We start from the raw sequence: 15,966 nt of genomic DNA on the forward strand, positions 1-15,966 counted from the left end.
GGATCTGTGCTACTGTGGCCCAGCATGGATCGGGAGAGACTCATCCGTCTGGAGGAATCGGATTCCGGACAACTACAGCTTTGGGTCGGAGGTCAGTGGGCTCTGGCCGATGGTGTGCCTGAACTGGATGAGCTGCAGACGCGGATTGCCGGGGGCCGCCAGGCGGTCCTCAGCATGCATGTCGAGGAGCTCGAGGCGTGGGATTCCAGTCTGGTAGCTTTTCTGGTCGGCGCGGCCTCGCTTGCCGATCAGGGGCAATGCGCGGTCGATTACGACCAGTTGCCCTCGGGCCTGCAGCGCCTGCTCGCTTTGGCGCGTGCCGTTCCCGAGAAAGAAGACGCTCGAACAGCGCCGGTGCCTCCCTCCTTCCTCGAGAAGTTGGGCGACGGCTGGTTGGCCCTGGCCGCCGAGTTCCGCTCCGGCCTTGAGTTTGTCGGTGAAGCCGCATTGAGCCTGGTGCGGCTGGCTCGCGGTCAGGCGCGTTTCCGTCGCTCCGATTTACTCCTCTTGATTGAGGACTGCGGGGTCCGGGCCTTGCCTATCGTCACGCTGATCTCGTTTTTGGTGGGAATGATTCTGGCCTTCGTCGGCGCGATCCAGTTGCAGCAGTTTGGCGCCGAGATTTACGTCGCAAATCTGGTCGGGATCGCGATGCTGCGCGAGATGGGCGCGATGATGGCCGCGATTATCATGGCGGGGCGCACGGGCGCTGCCTTCGCGGCCCAGTTGGGAACCATGCGGGTCACGCAGGAGATTGATGCTCTCACCACGATGGGGATTTCTCCGATGGATTTCGTTGTTTTGCCGCGCATGGTGGCCTTGTGTTTGATGATGCCACTGCTGGCGCTTTTCGCGGACCTCGTGGGCGTTTTGGGCGGGGCCGTTGTCGGCGCCACAATGCTCGACCTTTCACCCTCTCTTTACCTGCGCCAGACGGTCGAGGCGGTCTCATTCTCGGACTTCTCTTCCGGGCTTCTCAAATCAGCTGTCTTCGGGGTGCTGATTGCCGTGGCGGGTTGCCTTCGCGGGATGCAATGCGGCAATAGTTCCTCGGCAGTCGGTGAGGCCGCAACGTCTGCGGTGGTCACCGGGATCGTCCTGATCATCGTAGCGGATGCCACCTTTACCGTCCTTTTCAATATTGTCGGGTTTTAAATGAACGAACCTAAAACAACAGATACGCGTGAGAGCGCCATCGAGGTGCGCGACCTCACAATGGCCTACGGCGATTTCGTGGTGATGCGGGATTTGAATTTCGAGATTCGCTCGGGCGATATCTTTATCATCATGGGCGGAAGTGGGTGCGGGAAGAGCACCTTGCTGCGCCACCTTGTCGGACTTGTCGAGCCGGCCCGCGGCGAAATTCGCTACAGCGGGGCCTCCTTCACCGAAGCGGATGCCGATGGACGAGCCGCATTCCTGCGACGGTTCGGCGTTCTCTACCAGAGCGGTGCTCTATGGAGTTCGATGACGCTCGCCGAAAATATCGGTCTGCCCCTGGGCGAGTACACGGACCTGACCGAGCGAGAGATTCGCGATGTTGCGGGCCTGAAATTATCACTGGTTGGCCTGTCCGGTTTCGAGGACTTCTATCCTTCCGAGATTTCAGGAGGAATGCAGAAACGCGCCGGCCTTGCGCGCGCCATGGCGCTGGACCCCGAGATTCTATTTTTCGACGAGCCGTCGGCGGGCCTCGACCCGCTCTCATCTGCGCGTCTCGACGAATTGATTCTGGAGATTCGCGACAGTCTTGGCTCGACTGTGGTGATCGTTACGCATGAATTGGCCAGTATTTTCGCTATCGGAGATGATTCCGTATACCTGGACCCGGAGACCCGAACGATGAAGGCACGAGGCAATCCCAAGCAGTTGAGGGACCACGGAGAAGACCCCGGTGTCCGCGAATTCCTTTCTCGGGGTCAGATTTCCGGAGGTGGTCGTCATGAGTAAGAAGGCGAACCCGACGAGGATCGGAGGATTTGTCCTTGCGTCGCTCATGCTGGCAGTTCTCGGCGTGGCTCTTTTCGGCTCGGGACGCTTCTTTGAGCGGACCGAGCCTTTTGTCTGTTATTTCGATGGGTCCATCAACGGGCTGGCGGTCGGTTCGAATGTGAAATTCAAAGGGGTGCCGATTGGCTCGGTCTCCGAGATTCTCCTGCGCTTCGATGAGTCCGACGATAGTGCCAGCGTGCGGATTCCAGTGGTGATCCGCATTGACGAGAGCAAGATCGAAAAAGGTGCCGACCGCCCGGTAGACCTGAGCGACCCTAAGGTCCTGCAGTCGCTGATCAGCCGGGGCCTCCGGGCAAGCCTTCAATCCGAAAGCCTCGTGACAGGCCTGCTCTACGTGAACCTCGATTTCTACCCGGACGCACCACCGATTCGATTGGCGGAGGCCGGCGATATGATGGTGATCCCGACACTTCCCTCGACGCTCGAAGCGGTGCAGGAAGTGATGGGTCGGGTGGTTCGCGAATTGGATCAGGTGGACTTCAAGGAAGTCTTTCTCTCGGTCGAGGAAACGATCGAGTCGATTCATGAAATGCTGACCTCCCCCGAGATCCCGTCGACGATGGAGTCCCTCGCCGACACCATGGAGAGTCTGCGGAAATTATCGCATACGCTGAACGAAAAGATCGGCCCCTTCTCGGAAGCGGTGGAAGGCACAGCCCTGCAGGCCGATACGACCTTGCAGGAACTGACCGATGTGATCGCTTCGGTGGGCGTATTGCTCGACCCGGAGTCGCCCTTGGCGTTTCAGGTGGGCCAGACACTGCGCCAGGTTTCGGGCGCCTCGGACTCGGTGCGTGAGTTGGCAAACTTCCTCGAGGAGCATCCGAGCGCTTTGCTCTATGGTCGTGGCGGTGAGCCGGAAGAGGAGAATCCGTGATGGTGAATCGACATTTTCGCAAGACAAGCTTGTTGTTCATGCTGCTCGTCTCGAGTTGCTCGCTTTTGTCCGGTGCCCCGGGTTCGGGTCCGAATCGATATTACGTTCTGACTGAGGGTGCGGAATTGCGTGAGATCGCGCGCCTGCCGAAATTGAGCCTCGGCGTGGGTCCGATCGAGCTGCCGGATTATCTCGATCGGTTTTCCATCGCGACTCGCAGCGAGGCAAACAGGGTCACCTACGCGGAGAATGACCGATGGGCCGAAAGCCTCGGAGGTAATGTCCAGCGCGTTCTCGCGGCCGATCTATCCGTTCTGCTCTACACGGAACGGATCTCGTTGTTTCCCTGGTACCGGACCTCGGCGCCGGATCGGCGGGTCTCGATCAGCATTCAGCGTTTCGAGGTCGACCCCGGAGGGAAGGTTCGCTTGTGGGCTCGTTGGATCCTGCGGGATGAAGACGGGAAACGACTGGTATCAGGGGAGTTTGATGAACGACGAGAAGTCGCCACCGGACCCGATGCCGTGGCTCGGGTGATGAGCGATCTGGTTGGAGACCTCGCGCGCTCCCTGGCGGTCGTAGTCGCAGAATCCGTTTGAGGGTCGGGGCCGCGAATGAGCTCAAGCGGTGCTAGCGCGTCGTCACCGAGACGGTCATATCTGCGTCGGGAACCGGGACATAGGCGCGCAGGATCGCATAAAACGGTTTGCCGGTCGGGATCCCGTTTTTACCGGACCCGTCGGGGCTGAGCGTTACGGTGTAGGTGCCGTCCGCATTGGGCTCGGCAGAATAGGTCGTCTGGTCGTATACTTTTTTATCGTTCGGAATCAGAAAACGATCCTCTGCTCCGTACGCTGTCACCGAGAAATATCCGGAATCCTGGACGATGCCTGCGGGCACCCTGAGTTCGTAGGTTTTCGTGCCGGACAGAGGCTCCCCTCCCTCGTCGACCATGATGGGGAGGTAGCGGACGGTGTCGGAGGGGGTTCCGAGTTGGCCGAGCATCACGGCGCTGGCTGAGGTGATCTCACCAACGTCACCGGACTTCTTGCCGAAAGCTCTGCCTGCATCGAGGTGGGGAATGCTCGCCTCGATCAAGGCGAGCCCGGACTTTTCAATCGCTGATGAAAATCGCTGCACATCGCGATGCATGTCGCCGTCTCCACCGTCGAGACGCATCTTCTGGCCGAGCGCTGTCACCTCGTCCAAATTGTTGACCACGACCATCCGGGTCAGAACCAGTCCCTGATCGGTTTCGAGGATGACGTGATCAAAGTCGCCCGCGGGGGCTTTCTGTCCGGGCCGCATCAAGACGATGGGTTTGCTCGGGTTGACGATGACGGCGGGTACGTTGTGCAGCATGTCGAAAACCGAGACGGAAAAGAACCGGTCGTATTGCGGTGTATGCAGCACGGCCGGGCCGTTGGAGAGGCTGAACCAGGCGTAGCCGTAATCGACGGTTGCTTGCGGTGTGACAACCGTCTTGTCGGTCGGGTCTACCAATCCGGTAAAGCTGAGTTGCCCGGCCTGATTGTCCACCAGCCATTCGTTCATCATGCGAGCCTGCTCCTGATTCGGGTACGCGCGAATATAGGCTTCGATCGTATCCAGAGCGCGAGCGGAGATCGGGAAAAAGAGCAAGCAGGCAAGTGTGATTATGGTTTTTCTTTGCACGAGGAACTCCTCCTGAAATTGGTTGGTCGCCGCGCCCAGTGGGTTGGACCGTCAGGCAGGAGGGGCGTCCTTGCTTTCGGGTGGGCGTAGTCGAGTCATGAAGTTTTCGGCCAGACCTTCGTAGAGAGCCGTCGGACAGACAAGGCGCGATGCCTCGAACGCCATCATGGCGGCAAGCGCCAGAGGCAGGGTCATGAAGCGGGCATCGGTCATTTCGACGAGAATCACAAAAGCAGTGATCGGGCTTTGGACGACTCCGGAGAAATAGCTCACCATGCAAAGGAGAATCACCGCTTTGGGGTCCATGAACTCCAGAAAGGGTGCCACGAGTTGGCCGAGCGCGGCGCCGGTCGCAAGACTGGGATCAAAGAGTCCTCCGGGGATTCCGCTCAGCAGCGCAATCCAGTTCCCCAGAGCAATCGCCCCGAATCCCCAAGTCGGTACTTCGGTCCCTTCCATCAGGATGGCTTCCGCATGAGGGTATCCGCTGCCGTAGCTGAACCCTTCCGAGAGGATCGCCAGGAGAGCCATGGCCGCGCCGAGAGAAGCGGCCGCCATGAGAGGTTGTCGGCGATAGAAGCGACCGTAGGGACGCGTGGTCAGCAGCAGGCTCTGGGCAAAAAGCCCTCCGAGCAAACCGAAGACCACGCCCAGGACCGGGACCACCAACCATTCGAGGGGCTGGTCGAGGCGGGTCTCTATTTTGCCGTAGAACAAATAGTCGCCGAAGCGTGTCATGCAGACGATGCATGCGACCAATACGGTGCGCACGATCGTGCCTGCGTTTTCCTTTTCGAACGAACGGCCAATTTCTTCCAATGCGAAAACAGCACCCGCGATGGGTGTGTTGAAAGCAGCCGCGATCCCGGCAGCGCCTCCTGCGAGGATCAGGCCTCGTTGCACCAACCATGTCTGGAATTTCCCCCAGCGGTTGGAGAGGTACATAAAGCAGGCGCCCGCGTGGACCGAGGGTCCTTCCCGGCCGATGGTCATGCCGGCGAAGAGGCCGATCGCGAGAAGCAGACCTTTACCGACAAGAATGCGCCAGGAAAGAACATGGCTGCGGGCCGGCCCGTCCTCGATCTTCAAGGCGGCGATAGCCTGAGGAATGCCGGTTCCATCGGTGCCCTGAAAGAAACGGTCGCGCAGTTGGCAAATGAGAATCATGCCGAAGAAGAGCATCGCCGGCTGAATCCAGGGCGAGACCGTCTGCAACCATTGCGAAAATAGAACGCTCCAGTCGTCGAGGTATCGAAACAAGGCCGCGACGGCACCGGTTGCTGATGCGGCCAGAATCCACACGGAATGTCGCCGCAGTGCATGCAGAGAGAACAGGCTTTCCTGCCATCGGGATTTCGTGGACATTTCCATCAGGCACGTCGCCATTGCCGGAATCGGCGAATCAGGTTGTTGGTCGAAGTATCGTGCGAGAGGGTCGTCTCTTCGTCCGACTTCAACTCGGGGACGATCTTGTTGGCGAGAACCTTGCCCAATTCGACGCCCCATTGATCAAACGAGTTGATGTTCCAGATCGTCCCCTGGGTGAATATCTTGTGTTCATAGAGGGCGATCAGCTGACCCAGAATATGCGGCGTCAGTTCGCGTTTTACGATAATCGTGGTGGTCGGGTGATTTCCCCGGAAGGTACGATGCGGCACCTCATTTTCGGGTACGCCTTCGGCGCGAACTTCATCTTCCGTTTTTCCGAATGCGAGAGCTTCGGTCTGTGCAAGACAATTGGCCATCAGAAGTTCATGGTGGTCGCGAATATCGTGCGATGGTTTGGCAAAGCCGATGAAGTCGCAGGGAATCAGCTTGGTTCCCTGATGAATCAATTGATAGTAGGCATGCTGGCCATTCGTTCCGGGCTGGCCCCAGACGACGGGCCCGGTTTGGTAGTCGTGGATCGGTCGCCCTTCGCGGTCCGTCGACTTTCCGTCACTCTCCATATCCAGTTGCTGCAGGTAGGCGGTCAGTCGCCAGAGATATTGGTTGTAGGGGAGGATGGATTGCGTCTGTGCGCCAAAGAAGTTGTTGTACCAGATGCCGACGAGGCCCATCAGGACGGGAAGATTCTTTTCGGGGGGCGTTGTCCGGAAATGCTCATCCATGGCGTGGAAGCCGGCGAGCATCTCCCGGAAACCGTCCGGGCCGATCGCGACCATGAGGCTGAGTCCGATGGCGGAATCAAACGAATAACGCCCGCCCACCCAGTCCCAGAAGGCGAACATATTGGCGGTATCAATGCCGAAGGCCGCCACCTCTTTTGCGTTCGTGGAAACCGCGACAAAATGACGGGCCACGGCAGCTTCGTCGCCGAGAGCGTCCAGCATCCAACGGCGTGCGCTGTGTGCGTTGGCGAGCGTTTCCAGTGTGGTGAAGGTCTTGGAGCAGACGATGAAAAGAGTTTCCGCCGGGTCTTTGCCCTCGACCGCCTCGGCGAACGCGGTGGCATCGACGTTGGAGACAAAGTCGAAGCTGATCGAACGGTCACTGAAGGATTTCAGAGCCTCGTAGGCCATCGCCGGCCCGAGGTCGGACCCTCCGATGCCGATATTGACCACATGGCGAATTTTCTTGCCGGTATGGCCGGTCCAGCTCCCGCTGCGAATTTTTTCCGCGAAGCCGGCCATTTGGTCCAGTACCGCATGGACCTCCGGCACGACGTTCTTGCCCTCGACTTCGATGACGGCGTCTCGGGGCGCTCGCAGTGCCACGTGCAGTACGGCGCGATTCTCCGTGATATTGATTTTCTCTCCGGAAAACATCGCCTCGATGCGTTTGCTCAGGTTCATGCGCCCGGCCAGCGCCTGCAATAAACCGAGAGTTTCCGTGGTAAGTCTGTTTTTTGAAAAATCGACGAAGAGGTCGAGGGCCTCGAGGCTGAGTGCTTCGCTACGGCCCGGATCGTCGGCAAACATCTCTCGGAGGTGAGCATCGGCCAGCTCTTGCTGGTGATTTTGGAGAGCTTTCCACTCGTCTGTTTCGGTGGGGCGCGGGGATTGAGACATTTTCCGAATTCCTTTCCTGGAGAAGGGACAGCGTGACCTCGGCGGGACAATATCTTCTGCGAGTGGATAGACAAGGGGTGTGCTCTGGCGGTTGCCCCGGGATTCCGATTGATTAAGAAGCATGCGCGAGCGAGACGCACAGAAAATTGCCCTGATTCGGGCAGTTGAGGAAGCAGACCCCGAGGGGCTTCTACTGCGCGTGCGCGCGCGTCGGGCCGCCACCGAGGAGGCTCTCGCCGCAGGTGGCCCGCCTGCAGCACTGGCTGCGCATCGCGCCCGAGCCTTGCTTGCGCTGTTGATGGAGCGAGTATCGGGGATTTCCGGCGTTCTGCGCCTGACCCGGGTTTCGCAGGCGAGCTTTCTGCCGGTTGGCGTTTTGGCTCTTCTCTCCGGCTTGATGACCAATGTGGCGGGGCCGGAGCGTTATATCAGCCTTCTCGCCTTTCCTCTGCTGGGCCTGATTCTCTGGAATTTCTTCGCGTATCTCGTGCTGATTTTTTCGGTGTTTCGGGGCGAGGGCGCGCCAGAATCGGTCGCGGAGCCGAGATTCGGGCCCGGTCGAGCCTCGGCGTTCTACGCCTGGGCGGGGGAATGGGCGTGTGCACGACTCAACGCTCCCGACCCTGATGAGACAGCGATTGTGGCCCGCGCACTCCCTGCCTATCTGCGTTCCTGGACCGCGGAATTTGCTCCCATCGCGGGATTGCGGATTCGCGCTCTCCTCCACGCCGGTGCGGGGTTGGCCGTTGGTGGTGCTGTGCTGGGGATGTACCTGCGCGGCCTGGCACTGGAGTATCAGGCGACGTGGGAGAGCACCTTCCTCGACCCGGAAACCGTCCAGCTTTTGCTCCAGGTAACGCTCGGGCCGGCGGCCTGGATGCTGGGCATCGCGTTGCCGGACGTCGCCGCTCTCGAGCAGATGCGTCAGCCGGGAGGGGCCGTGATGGCCGCTCCCTGGATTCATCTCTGGGCGCTGACCGCGGGACTCACGGTTTTGCTGCCGCGGACGGTTCTGCTGCTGGGCTGTCTTTTGGTGGCCCACCGACGCGGGCAGGATTTGCCTGTGGATCCCCTGTCCGGATCTTTTCGGGTGCTCCGGGGTTCGCGTGAGGGCAGCGGGTTCTTCGCGGAGATCCTTCCCTACAGCTACACCTTGCCCCAAAAAGAGAGGGATACGGCCTTGGAACTGGCCCTCGAGGTTGCCGGCCACGGTGTTTCCGCCCGGCTGGGGGAACCTCTTGTCTACGGCGCCGGGACTTCCTTGAGGACCGATGGCCCGGTCCCGGACCTGGTCATTGTTGTTTTCTCCCTGGCGCAATCTCCCGAACGGGAGGTCCACGGGGAGTTTTTGACCCATTTGCTCTCGCTTTCGGAGGGGAGGGCGGTGCTTGCGGTGGTGGATCGATCGCCGTGGCGTGCGCGCTTCGATAGGACCGAGGACGCTCGTGCGCTAGAAAGAGAGAGGACTTGGGACCGAGTGATCCGTGAAATTGGCCTGACCGCGGTTCATCTGGATCTGGGTACTGAATTACGACCGGAAGACGTGGCGGCTGCCGAGCAAGCCTCTGTCACGGATGATCGAGGGGCATGAGCAAGCGATGAGTACCGTAACCCTGAGCCTGATCTCACACACCAACGTGGGGAAAACGACGTTGGCGCGGACGATTCTGCGCCGTGATATCGGAGAGGTCCTCGATCAGGCCCACGTGACCGAGGAGTCGGAAGGCTTTGATCTGGTAGCGCATGGCGACGATGCCTTGCGCCTCTGGGATACCCCCGGCCTGGGCGACTCCGCGCGTTTGATGGACCGGTTAAAGCACCAAGGCAATCCCCTTGGTTGGTTCCTGCATCAAATCTGGGACCGCTATCGTGACCGCCCGCTCTATTCGAGCCAGCAGGCTGTGCGAAACATTCGAGCTGAGGCAGACGTGATCCTCTATCTGGTGAACGCGTCGGAGGATCCCGGTGACGCGGGCTATGTTGCTTACGAGATGGAGCTTCTTGGTTGGATGGAAAAACCGGTCATGGTTCTTCTCAACCAGACAGGTGTCGGCAAGGAAGAGGAGCGTGTCGAGGTCTGGCGTCAGGCGCTGGCCAAATGGCCCATCGTGCAGGACTTCCTCCCGCTGGATGCGTTCACGCGATGCTGGGTCCAGGAAGGGATTCTCCTCGAGCGGGTCTCGAAACTGCTCTCCGATGCGCGCCAGCCTGTGATGCATGGATTGCAGAACGTCTGGCAGGAAAGAAATCTTGGTGTTTTCGAGAGTTCGTCGAAAGCTGTGAGCGACTATTTGCTGCGTGCCAGCGGCGACCTCGAGGTTCTGGATGGGCAGTCCCCCGGCAAGACCGAGGAGCGGCGTGCCACGCGCGTGCTTTCCCAGAGGTTGGATGAGGCGACGACTCTGCTGATGGATCAGCTGATCGAAGAGCATGGCCTCGAAGGTCGTTTTCAGACGGTGGCTCGGGACCGATTGCGCGAGGATTTCGATCTGCCCGGGGCCGCCGCTCTCTCGGCTTCAAGGACCACGATCTTGGGGGCAGCGATGGGCGGTGCGGCCGGTGGTTTGGTTGCTGACGTCGCTGTGGGTGGATTGACTTTCGGGGGTGGCGCCGTGGCCGGCGCTCTTCTGGGTGCCGCCGGCGCCGCGGGCCTGCGCAAAGGGTACCAATTCGTTCGGGGTGAGGATGTGCAGCAGGTTCGCTGGAGTGACGAGTTCCTGAAAAATCTCTACCGCCAGTCAATCCTCCGCTATCTGGCGGTCGCTCATTTCGGTCGGGGACGCGGCGCCTGGCGGGAAACCGGGAACCCGGAGCGTTGGAGCGGCCTGGTCGAGGGGGCCCTCGAGGGGCGTCAGGAAACCCTGTCTTCGGCGGTCGATCAGGCTCGGGATGGCGAAGATTCGTCTGTTTTCCCGGACCTTACGAAATCCACTCTTCTCGATATCCTCTCGGAAGGTTATCCTGAGGCGGCTCATTTCCTCGGTCGGGATTTGCAGCCGACGACGGATTCCACAGAGCCTCGGGAAAACCCTGAATGACACCACTTGGAGAATTTTGTGCGGCCATCGAGCAACGCCTCCGACCTTTGTCGAAGCCGTTGGACAGCATGGTAGAGTCGATCCGGAGATTGCCGGAAGAGACTTCGGGGCGTGATACAGGTATCGCGGCCCTCACGGATATTCGCAGCCGTCTCGACTTGATTCTGGACAAGGCGGCAGCCCAACAGGCGTTCATGATCGTTTTCGGCCCGCTGAAAAGCGGCAAATCAACCTTGATGAATGCTCTGGCGGGGGCTTACGTGAGCGAGGTCTCGAGTTTGCCCGCGTACCCCTGCATGGTTTTTGTCGGCGATGCCGGGGAGCGCCGCCTCGAGGTGACCCATTACGACGGGACCTCGCTTGCTTTTGATGATCTCGCGCCGATGAAAAGTCTTCTGGACGAAGCGCATCGCGAGTTGGCGAAAACCCTGCGCGATGCGGAGGAGGTCGGGCGCGATATCCAGCCGGAAGCCGACCTTCCCCGCGCGATCCGCCGCATCGATGTGCGGATGCCGGCGGGGCCGCTGGCCGAGTCGGGGGCGATGCTCGTCGATACGCCCGGCCTCTACAGCCGAATGAAGTTCGGGTATGACGCGATGGCTCGCGAATTCAGAGACAAGGCCGCGAGCGCTATTTTTGTTGTCAAAACCGAGAACCTCTTTCTGGAGCAGATTTTCGATGAGTTCTCGGATTTGCTTCGCCTCTTCAGCCGGATTTTTCTGGTGGTAAATCTGGATACCTCCAAACGAGATTTGGGACCGGCAGGCGAGTTGGCGCCCAGTCTCGAACAGATGGCCCCGGACAGGATTGTCGAAGCCTTCGAGAGCCTGGCGATGAATGCAGAGCTGCGACGAGCATGGGAAGAAAAACGCTTGCAGATCTATCCGGTCGATCTGCAGCAAGCGGCGAGTCGTCGACTGAATCCCGCCCGCGCGGCCGTCCCGTCCCTGATGCCCGATGGTTTCGAGGTTTTCGAGAAAGATTTGCAGGACTATCTGGCTGGACATGAGTTCCTGCAGGCCTTCATGCGCGATACGACCCGACAGGCAACAAGTCTGATGGAGGACCTTGCCGATATCCTGCGCACCGGAGCGATCGCGGAGATGCGGAAGGCCGCGATTCTGCTGGAGGAAGACCGCAGTGCTGCCGAAGTCCGCGAGAAGATCGCGGATGAATTGGTCGGTCACGATTGGGAGAAAGCCTTCGCGGACGTTCGTGAGGAAGTCAGGCGCCTCGTGGGTGAGCAGACCGGGTCGATTGGCCCGCGTGCCGTCAGCAAGGCTGAAGGCGCGGTGTCGCGTTGGTTTGAAAGCGATCAAAGTCTGGCGGATCTGATGCGCCTCGAGATATCCCAGGTCGTCGCGGATTCTCGCAAGCAGACCGTTTCGATTGCGGCGGAGGTGAGCCGCACGGTGGTGGGTAGCGATGTATCTGGAGCGTTGCTGCGGGCGGATTGTCGTCAGGAGACCGACGCCCTGAATCTTCCGGTGGCTGCGGTCGCGCGCGAGGCCCTGAGCCAGGTGGTCGAACCCGCCGTCGCGATTGATCTGACGCCCTGGATTCCTCTGGGGATTCTTCCCGTGAAACGCTCGGTCTGGGATTGGTTATTCTTGCGGCGGAACGCGTCTGTCCGCCGAAGCCTCTTCGGTCCCGAGGATCTGCCGTCTCGTCCGATTCCTGCGGCCACCAAGCAGCGCCGTCTCTCGGAGGCTCGCCCGGTCCTGATGCAGGCAATGCGCCAGCGAATTCTCTGTATCGCGGAAGAATCGTTGGGCAGAGCGACCAACGAAGTCTTTGGTCGACATGTGGCGGCGGTATGTCGCGCGCTCCGGGACCATTTGCAGGAGCGCGGCCGGAAGGAAAAGAAAGCCGCTGCCGCGGCAGCCGTGCAGTTGTCCGGATTGCTGGAAGTTCTGGTCGAGGCGGATGCCCTTGCGGCCCTCTCGCAGGAAATCTCGCCGCTTCTCGCTGAGGTCGGCGTTGCCTACGAAACTTCGGTCGTCGACTAGTCGGCCTTCTCTCGTGGGCCGCTCAATCCGGCTCCCGCTTGCAGGGTCACCTGGGTCGTTCCCAGTGGCTGATCCATGCTGTCCTCGAAGTTCACGCTCACCAGGTAGTTTCCGGCGGGTAGATGCGGGATGTCGAGTTCGATGCCGCGTCCCATCTCGCTTCGGGGCCCCATCGCTAGCGGGAGGAAGGCCGTGCTCGTGCCCTTGGCCAGAACCTTGCCGCGCATAGTTCTCCAGGTGATGGCGACCTGGCGGGGCTCGATCGGCTCGGGGTGTCGGAAGACGGAATCCGACTCATTGGTCATATAGATGGGAACCCATTGCTTTTGGCGCGTGATCGGGTGCGCGTAGGTGGTGGTGCGTGTGGCCTGCAGGTGATTCAAGTCCTCTGAAATATCGACGGATCCCTTGAGCTTGTAGAGATGAACGTCTTCGGTTTTCTCGATCAACTCGAGCCGATCCGGATCGGCTACCAGCGGGCGCAGGCGACGATTTTCGTTTATGCCGCCTCGGTTCTGATGAATCGCAAGGGTACGGAACCCGAGAGCGTAGAGTGCATCCGAGGCATTTTTTGCAGGGAGGTTTTTGGCCAATTCCTGAATGCCGTCCTGGACGTAGGTCGAAAAAGAATTATAGCAAGCGGCCGTGGGCTGCCCGTGAAAGCCCGCAGCGGAAAGGTAGATCGGCCCGTCAGCAACTTTTCTCCAGGGCCCGAAGTAGGCGGGGAGATCGAGCACCGAGCCTTCGGGAATTTTCCGGTAGCTCTCTTGCATCTCTGTGGTGAGCCCTGCTGCGCGGGAGTCGATCTGTGCCGAGCGGCCCAGAGACAAGGCCGAGATCCGCGGGTGCGTCACTTCGATCAAGGCCAGAGCCAGAATGGCCGTGGCCATAAAGGGACGTATTTTTCGCGGCAACCATTCGAGAAGCACCAGAATTCCATAGGCCGCGAGAAAATCAGCGACGAGAAAAACGCCTACCGCGATGCTGCGAAGCACCCGGATGCCGTCCATGCCGGGAAGGATCTCCCGCAAGGCGAAAATGGGGCTCGGAATCCCGAGCCCCGGTACCGTCGGGATGCAACAGAGAAAGATAGCGAAGCCTCCCGCCAGAAGCGGGAGGCGGGGGTCCACGCCATTGCGCCGCCGTGGTTTACGGATGCGGTCGGCCAGACCCACGAGCAATAGCAGCAGGGTAAGCCAGCCGATGCTCGCGTCGCCGCCGGGGAGAAAGTCGGTCGGTTGGAGCAGGACTGTAGAGGCACGCCCTTGCAAGATGCCCCAGGTTTCGCGGGCGTGCAGGTAGGGAGCAAAAAGCCACCAGGCAAATACTCCGGTGGTGCCACTGAATACGGCAATCTGAGGAATGCGATTTTTCAGGCGGTCCCGGTACTGCCAGAGGAGATCTGCGCCATAGACCCCGCCGAGGAGGAACAAACCAAAGGCCTGATAAAAACTCTCCAGAAGTTGCAGAATCAGAAGCGCGGTGAGGGCGAAGGTGTCTCGCCAGCGGCCACCATAGATGACCCGATGCGCAGCGAGCAGCGCCAATGGCGTCCATATATTTCCAGTGGTGAACAGATGTGCCGGGTTTGTGGTGCGCAGCGGGTGCAGGGCGAAGAGAATGGCGGCAAAGAGGGCCGCCGGAACGCTGCGCGTCCAAAAAAAAGCGAGCGTGTACATCGAGAGCCCGGCGATCCACAGGTGCAGAATTGTGACGATATTGAAGGTGGTGACCGGATTGCGCGAGAGAGCATGCGGGATCACGCCCAGCGCTGCTTCCCCGAACATATGCTCACCGAGGGTGTAGGGGGCGGTCAGCGGGAAGCAACTGCTTTTGGCGGCAAAATGGAGAGGATCCGCCAACATCCGAGACGCCTTCAGCCCGATCATGCCCGAGACCGCTACCTGATCGGCGTGGTAGACCAATTTCGCCTGGCGAGTTTCATGCCGGGCCGGTTCCGGCAGGCGGTTGCTGATATCGGGTAGAATGGACCGATAGACGAAGAGGGTGGCCAGAAGGAGCAGCAGTCCTGCGGCTACGTGTCTCAGTCTTTGGTCCATGATCTCTTTTCGGCCTCTTTCCTCGCTGGCTGAATGCCGGCGAAGCTAGCATATTTATGAGATCGAAGTGCGGATATGAAGCCTATTTTTTGAAGTTCGTCGAGGGCGTGAAGGGTAGATCCAGCGTGCTGACCAGCCCGGGCGCTTGGCGGCAGACTTCCGGGATCGCGTTGACCATCCGCAGAGCTCCCGCCTGAACACCGCCTTTGACGTGGTCGCCCTCACCGCTCGACATATGAGATTCGAGGACCACCGTGGGGTTGCCGGTGACCGTGCAGCGGTGAATGCCCTGGCGCCCCTCGGGCGGCATGGGCCAGTGTGGCGCAATATCATCGCGCAGCCGATTGACGTGCTCGGTCACGATGACCGGACGACCGTAGGCCATGCCTTCGACCCGGAAGTGTACCGCGGCGCATGCGTCCTTGGGAACATGCATCATCGGGGTATCGAAGGCTTCGGGGGTATAAGCCCGCTCGAAGGTCTCCTCGATATCGTCCAACTTGATCCCGACTCGGTCGGCGATCAGCTGCACCATCTGGCCCCAGCCCGTTTTCAGGATGCCGGGAATGCCGAGAGGCGCGTCGAAGGAGGCGGGTTCTCCGAACCCGAAGGCGAACCCGGCAAGCCCGGGGTCTTCGTAAGTAGCGTAGTTGAAGATTTCCTGGACCAGAACCTGCTCGATCTGATCACTGACCTGAAGAGCCGCCAGCGGAAGCACATCGCCCGAGAATCCGGGGTCGATGCCATTTACAAAGAGCGTCGATTGGCCCTCCTGGCAGGCGGCGGCGAGCGGGTCGCGAATCGCGGGGTCGGCCGATGGGGGGTGAATCAACCAGACCAGTGCCGTCGAAAGGACATTGATGCCGCGTCGGAGAACGGCTGACATCTCGGCAACGGTTTCCATCGGTCGCGGTTCGCCGTTGGCCATGTAGAGGACACAATCCGGTTTGAGGTCGAGGAGGGCGTCGATATCGTTGCTGCCGATCACGCCGGTTTTGGTGGGAAGGCCGGCAATTTCACCAGCGTCCTTGCCGACTTTTTCCGGGCTGAAGGTATGCAGACCGACCAACTCGAAGTCGGGGTGCCGAATCACATGCCGAAGGCTTTCATTACCGATGTTTCCGCTGCCCCACTGAACCACTCGATATGTCATCTTCTCTTGTCTCCTGCGATGGCGGATTCGGGTGCCGATGACCCCCCGATTTACTTGCTCTCGAACCTGTCAGAGGTCCCGTGCCTCCTGAATAGGGGAAAGCCGCGACGATGAAAAGGCAATGCGTGCTG

At 60.1% G+C, this 15,966-nt stretch carries 12 protein-coding genes; 7 read left to right on the forward strand and 5 right to left on the reverse strand.

Annotated elements, in window-relative coordinates; translation table 11 throughout:
• Window positions 1–24 precede the first annotated feature (24 nt).
• From P8K07_16990 to P8K07_17005, 4 genes are read left to right on the forward strand one after another with little or no spacing between them, the layout of a single operon-like run.
• Window positions 25–1,155 carry an ABC transporter permease gene (locus P8K07_16990; protein ID MDG1960218.1) on the forward strand — a complete coding sequence of 377 codons (1,131 nt, stop codon included), beginning with the start codon at window positions 25–27 and terminating at the stop codon, window positions 1,153–1,155.
• On the forward strand, window positions 1,156–1,950 hold the full coding sequence (locus P8K07_16995; GenBank protein ID MDG1960219.1) for an ATP-binding cassette domain-containing protein: 795 nt from the start codon (window positions 1,156–1,158) through the stop codon (window positions 1,948–1,950).
• The gene (locus P8K07_17000; GenBank protein ID MDG1960220.1) at window positions 1,943–2,890 is read left to right on the forward strand and encodes an MlaD family protein; all 948 of its coding nucleotides are present in this window, start codon (window positions 1,943–1,945) and stop codon (window positions 2,888–2,890) included. The genes P8K07_16995 and P8K07_17000 overlap by 8 nt, the downstream gene beginning before the upstream one ends.
• Entirely contained in the window at window positions 2,890–3,489 is a 600-nt protein-coding gene (locus tag P8K07_17005; protein MDG1960221.1) for a PqiC family protein, read from the forward strand. The genes P8K07_17000 and P8K07_17005 overlap by 1 nt, the downstream gene beginning before the upstream one ends.
• Before the next feature lie 31 nt (window positions 3,490–3,520).
• Here the strand turns inward: P8K07_17005 and P8K07_17010 are convergent, their stop codons facing one another.
• From P8K07_17010 to pgi, 3 genes are read right to left on the reverse strand one after another with little or no spacing between them, the layout of a single operon-like run.
• Window positions 3,521–4,564, reverse strand: coding sequence for a DUF1254 domain-containing protein (locus P8K07_17010; GenBank protein MDG1960222.1), 1,044 nt, complete (start codon window positions 4,562–4,564; stop codon window positions 3,521–3,523).
• A 51-nt stretch (window positions 4,565–4,615) separates the two neighbouring features.
• The gene (locus tag P8K07_17015; GenBank protein MDG1960223.1) at window positions 4,616–5,935 is read right to left on the reverse strand and encodes a chloride channel protein; all 1,320 of its coding nucleotides are present in this window, start codon (window positions 5,933–5,935) and stop codon (window positions 4,616–4,618) included.
• Window positions 5,935–7,575: a glucose-6-phosphate isomerase gene (gene pgi / locus P8K07_17020; GenBank protein MDG1960224.1), complete on the reverse strand. Its 1,641-nt coding sequence runs from the start codon at window positions 7,573–7,575 to the stop codon at window positions 5,935–5,937. Before pgi ends, P8K07_17015 begins: the two co-directional genes overlap by 1 nt.
• A gap of 121 nt (window positions 7,576–7,696) precedes the next feature.
• Between pgi and P8K07_17025 the strand changes: the two genes are divergently transcribed.
• The 3 genes from P8K07_17025 to P8K07_17035 are packed head-to-tail and all read left to right on the forward strand — an operon-like array spanning window position 7,697 to window position 12,622.
• Entirely contained in the window at window positions 7,697–9,166 is a 1,470-nt protein-coding gene (locus P8K07_17025; GenBank protein ID MDG1960225.1) for a DUF2868 domain-containing protein, read from the forward strand.
• Entirely contained in the window at window positions 9,150–10,613 is a 1,464-nt protein-coding gene (locus P8K07_17030; GenBank protein ID MDG1960226.1) for a DUF3482 domain-containing protein, read from the forward strand. Before P8K07_17025 ends, P8K07_17030 begins: the two co-directional genes overlap by 17 nt.
• Window positions 10,610–12,622: a dynamin family protein gene (locus P8K07_17035; GenBank protein MDG1960227.1), complete on the forward strand. Its 2,013-nt coding sequence runs from the start codon at window positions 10,610–10,612 to the stop codon at window positions 12,620–12,622. Before P8K07_17030 ends, P8K07_17035 begins: the two co-directional genes overlap by 4 nt.
• On the opposite strand, the gene P8K07_17040 is transcribed toward P8K07_17035, so the two are convergent.
• Complete coding sequence (locus P8K07_17040; GenBank protein ID MDG1960228.1) at window positions 12,619–14,682, reverse strand: hypothetical protein; 2,064 nt, start codon at window positions 14,680–14,682, stop codon at window positions 12,619–12,621. The two genes, P8K07_17035 and P8K07_17040, sit on opposite strands and share 4 nt — an antisense overlap.
• Before the next feature lie 82 nt (window positions 14,683–14,764).
• Window positions 14,765–15,835 (reverse strand): dihydrodipicolinate reductase, encoded by a 1,071-nt coding sequence (locus P8K07_17045; GenBank protein MDG1960229.1) that lies wholly within the window; start codon window positions 15,833–15,835, stop codon window positions 14,765–14,767.
• Between the last annotated feature and the right edge of the window lie 131 nt (window positions 15,836–15,966).

The sequence above is a fragment of the Candidatus Binatia bacterium genome, assembly GCA_029248525.1.
In the GTDB taxonomy this organism is placed as follows: domain Bacteria; phylum Desulfobacterota; class Binatia; order UBA12015; family UBA12015; genus UBA12015.